Genomic DNA, 2,128 nt, shown 5'->3' with positions numbered 1-2,128 from the left:
GACTATATGCTGCTTTTATTATGGGACTTGTAACCGCTATTTTTGGTGGTAGACCTGGATTGGTCTCCGGAGGCGCGGGAGCAACAGTAATTGTTTTGATTGCTTTAATGAAGTCAAACGGATTAGAATATGTTTTTGCAGCGGTCGCCTTAGCCGGTCTAATCCAAATTTTAGTAGGACTATTTAAATTAGGTAAATTCATTCGGTTAGTTCCACAGCCCGTAATGTTCGGTTTTGTGAATGGATTAGCTATTATTATTTTTATGTCTCAATTAGAGCAGTTTAAAACTATTGTAAATGGCGAGACAGTTTGGTTATCTGGGAATCCATTATACATTATGATTGGGCTTGTCGCATTAACAATCGCTATTGTGCTATTATTTCCGAAGGTCTCAAAAGCAATTCCGGCCTCTTTGGTAGCGATACTTATAGTGTTTGGTTTGGTCCTAGGATTGGGAATACAAACTAAAACAGTAGCGGATATTGCTTCGATTAGTGGTGGTTTCCCTCCTTTTCATATTCCAAATATTCCTTTAACTTTTGTCACACTACAATTAATTTTTCCTTATGCTTTAATAATGGCATCTGTTGGTCTTACGGAAGGCTTATTGACTTTGAATTTAGTAGATGAAATTACAGGAACTAAAGGAAAAGGCAACAGAGAATGCATTGCACAAGGAAGTGCTAATATTTTAAATGGTTTTTTCTTTGGTATGGGCGGTTGCCCTATGATTGCGCAAACTCTAGTTAATCTTTCTGCTGGTTCAAGAGCCCGTTTGTCAGGAATCGTTGCAGCATTTACCATTTTAATTATAATCCTATTTGGAGCTCCTGTTATCGAAAAATTACCAATTGCCGCTTTAGTAGGGGTAATGGTTATGGTTGCCATTGGTACCTTTGAATGGATTAGTTTCCGCATTATCAATAAAATGCCTAAGCACGATATTTTTGTTGGAATTTTAGTTGCTATCATAACCATTATGTTGCACAATTTGGCTTTAGCCGTATTAATAGGTGTAATTATATCAGCTCTTGTCTTTGCATGGGAAAGCGCAAAGCGTATTCGTGCCAAGAAGTACATAGATAACAATGGAGTGAAGCATTATGAAATATATGGACCATTATTTTTTGGTTCAACCACAGCGTTCGCTGAAAAATTTGATATTCTAAATGATCCAAAGGAAGTTATTATCGATTTTAAAGAAAGTAAAATAGCCGATATGAGTGCCATTGATGCTTTAAACAAAATTACAGAACGGTATGCAAAGATTCATAAAAAGGTGCATCTAAGACACCTAAGTGCTGATTGCCGCCAGCTTTTACACAATGCCGAAGAAGTGATCGAAGTCAATATTATAGAAGATCCAACTTATAAGGTAGCAGTTGATTAAATAAAAATAGGCTTTGAATTTTTCAAAGCCTATTTTTATTTCTATTCTATTTTCGAGTATTGATAATTGCAGATAGGATCTTTTGGGAAGATACTCAAGTCTAGTGTTAAAATAGTAACTCTTTGGCAATAATATAAATCCCCATTACGAGTACAAACCAACCAAATGCGGGCTTTAGCTTACGACCATCTATTTTTTTGGATAGGTAAGTACCAATTGCTAATCCTAATATGGCCATGCACGAAATTATGCCAAGAAAAGTATAATCTACCTCAATACCGCCAATAATATCGCCAGTAAAACCAATCATCGAATTGATAAAGATGATAAATAGGGAAGTCCCAATGGCTTGTTTCATAGGTAGATTTCCAAAAAACAGGAGTGCTGGAATGATTAAAAAGCCGCCACCTGCGCCTAAAAATCCTATTATCAAACCAACCAATAAGCCAACGATTCCTAGTTTAACGAAATTAATTTCAGGAGATTCAATGGGTTTTTTTGATTTTTTTATCATTGAATAGGAGGTTGCAATCATAAGAAAAGCAAAGACCACCATAATTAATAAATCCTTGGTTATGACAAAACCATCTACGGTTGCAAGTGTTGAAGGCAGCAATGGGAGCATTATTTTTCGAATGAATAAAAGAGATATTATGGATGGGACAGCAAAAATTACCGCTGACTTCATTTTTAAATTACCCAATTTATAATGTCCAATGGAACCTATCATAGCGGTG

At 35.8% G+C, this 2,128-nt stretch carries 2 protein-coding genes; one reads left to right on the top strand and one right to left on the bottom strand.

What is annotated here, in order from left to right:
• Window positions 1–1,391 (top strand): SulP family inorganic anion transporter (locus tag P8M54_RS05390; protein ID WP_300285992.1); only part of this gene is annotated, 1,391 nt, incomplete at its 5' end.
• A gap of 106 nt (window positions 1,392–1,497) precedes the next feature.
• Here P8M54_RS05390 and P8M54_RS05385 read toward each other — a convergent pair.
• A partial coding sequence (locus tag P8M54_RS05385) for a sulfite exporter TauE/SafE family protein (RefSeq protein ID WP_300285990.1) occupies window positions 1,498–2,128 on the bottom strand: 631 nt, incomplete at its 5' end.

Source organism: Flavobacterium sp., from assembly GCF_029242675.1.
In the GTDB taxonomy this organism is placed as follows: domain Bacteria; phylum Bacteroidota; class Bacteroidia; order Flavobacteriales; family Flavobacteriaceae; genus Flavobacterium.
Note: the sequence above shows the minus strand (reverse complement) of the source record. Positions and strands in the feature narration are given on the sequence as shown.